The sequence below is a fragment of the Caballeronia sp. genome, assembly GCF_049581465.1.
Lineage (GTDB): Bacteria > Pseudomonadota > Gammaproteobacteria > Burkholderiales > Burkholderiaceae > Caballeronia.
The window spans coordinates 1-1,853 of sequence record NZ_JBAUSA010000262.1 but is presented as its reverse complement, the minus strand read 5'-3'; the positions used below and the strand labels follow the sequence as shown (position 1 = coordinate 1,853).

1 protein-coding gene and 1 pseudogene are annotated in these 1,853 nt (G+C 58.9%); one reads left to right on the top strand and one right to left on the bottom strand.

Annotated elements, in window-relative coordinates; all coding sequences use genetic code 11:
• Positions 1-977: 977 nt before the first annotated feature.
• Positions 978-1,307 (bottom strand): annotated as a pseudogene (locus WCA53_RS06515) (alpha/beta hydrolase family protein); the annotation flags it as partial.
• A 264-nt stretch (positions 1,308-1,571) separates the two neighbouring features.
• On the opposite strand from WCA53_RS06515, the gene WCA53_RS06510 reads away from it, so the two are divergent.
• Positions 1,572-1,853: DUF445 family protein (locus WCA53_RS06510; RefSeq protein WP_423907102.1), on the top strand; the 282-nt coding region annotated here is incomplete at its 3' end.

The following is a 1,853-nucleotide window of genomic DNA, read 5'->3' as shown; positions in this document are numbered from 1 at the left end:
ACATCGACAGCGCGACGATGGCCGTGGTCGCGCGCGTGGAACTTGACCGGGGGACATACCCGGCGATTATCACTGTACCAAAACAGGATGTGCAATGTGGGGAGTGAATGTCTAGCGGTGCTAAGCGATGACGGTTTGCAATTGGCACAAGTCGACCCGGGACTGACAATGCGATTCGAATCACGAGTGACCGTTCGGGAACCAGCATGAGACGTTTGCATCCCCACGGAAGAAGCTCCCAGCGTCCCCATAAAAAAATCCACCGCCCGTTCAACCGTCTCTGCATGGACCTTATCGCGGTCGACTCCTGGAGGATCAACGCAGATATTGGCAAGGCGCGCCGCCACAGCCGGCAAGCAAGTATCGAGAAACGTGTAATGCACCGCGCCTGGCACCATGACTACTTTTGCGTTGGGCATGAAACCCGCTATCCGGTGGATGTTGGTTTCAACCGGTGCGGTCACATCGTTCGTGCCGCCCGTCAGGAACACCGGGATGTTGACGTCGGCGAAGGATGTGCTGTCGAACGCTTCGCCCAAAGCCGGAGCGATGGCGAAGACGGCCTTGATGCGCTTATCGCGATAGGACGCGCCTGAACGCGCCATGGACGCCTTCATCTCCGGCGAGACCTCGCTCATCTTCTGCGCCTCGCCTTTGAGACGGTCCATCTCGGGTGGTCGACAGATCGCGTCGGCGGCAGGTGAACGGCAAAAGTCCTCAAATCCCCGGAGATTAGTTCGCGCACCCGCCAGTTCAAGAACCGTATAGCCACCGAGCGAGAAACCCACGGCGCCCACCCGGTCCGGGTCGATACGAGCACCCAACATTGGATCGGCCAAAATCCCGTCGAGTACTTCGCTTACGTCCGTAGCACGCTCCCACCAAAGCAGAAAGCCGTCACGGGTCAACGGCTCCAGCGCATTATTGCCGGGGTGATTGAGCCCTGCCACCACATAGCCATTGGCGGCGAGCGCGGCACCTAGCCAGTCAAGATCATTCGCACTCCCACCGGTACCGTGCGATAACAAAAGCAACGGATACTTTGCATGCCTGGTTGATATAGGCGCCTTGTCGATGACCGGATATCCATGGAAAATCGGATCGCCGGGAGCACCGATGTCATTTGCCGACTCTAAAATATCGGGATCGACCGGGTACCAGATCGTGGTCCTCAGTCCTTCTGTTTGCGCGCCACGCCAATTACGGACAACGCTCGGATGAAACACGCGCCAGACCTGTCCTACATGGTAGGGCGCGCTAGTGGTGTCGGCTGACGCAGCGCCCGTCCAGAAACACGCAATCAGCATGACGGCGGCCAAGTGACGAGAAAGCATATTCATTCCTCTCGAATGGGAATCATCAGATCAGTCACGCATTCGTGCCGCATGCCGGACAAGGCGGTGGGCTTCATATGAGCGCTAGGATAGCCCGCGCACCGCTGACTTTCAGTGCAGGGCTTGCTAATTTTACTAAGCAGCGCAGCGGGGCGACACTAAGGTGACGCTTCCAAACCCAAACGAGCAGCGCTGTTATGCTGACGGCCTCATTCCACCCGATCAAACCGGACGACGATGGCAACGCAGGACAAAGCACTGGCACTGAGAAAAATGAAATGGTTCGCGGCGGGCTTGCTCGTGGCCGCGGCGGTGATATTCGCGCTTGCTAAAAGCCATCACGACGCGGGCCCGTGGGCCTGGGTTTCGGCATTCGCCGAAGCCGCCATGGTGGGCGCGCTGGCCGACTGGTTCGCCATCGTGGCATTGTTTCGACACCCGCTCGGCCTGCCCATTCCGCACACGGCCATCCTGCCGGCGAACAAGGCCCGCGTGGCCGATAATCTCGCCGAATTCGTA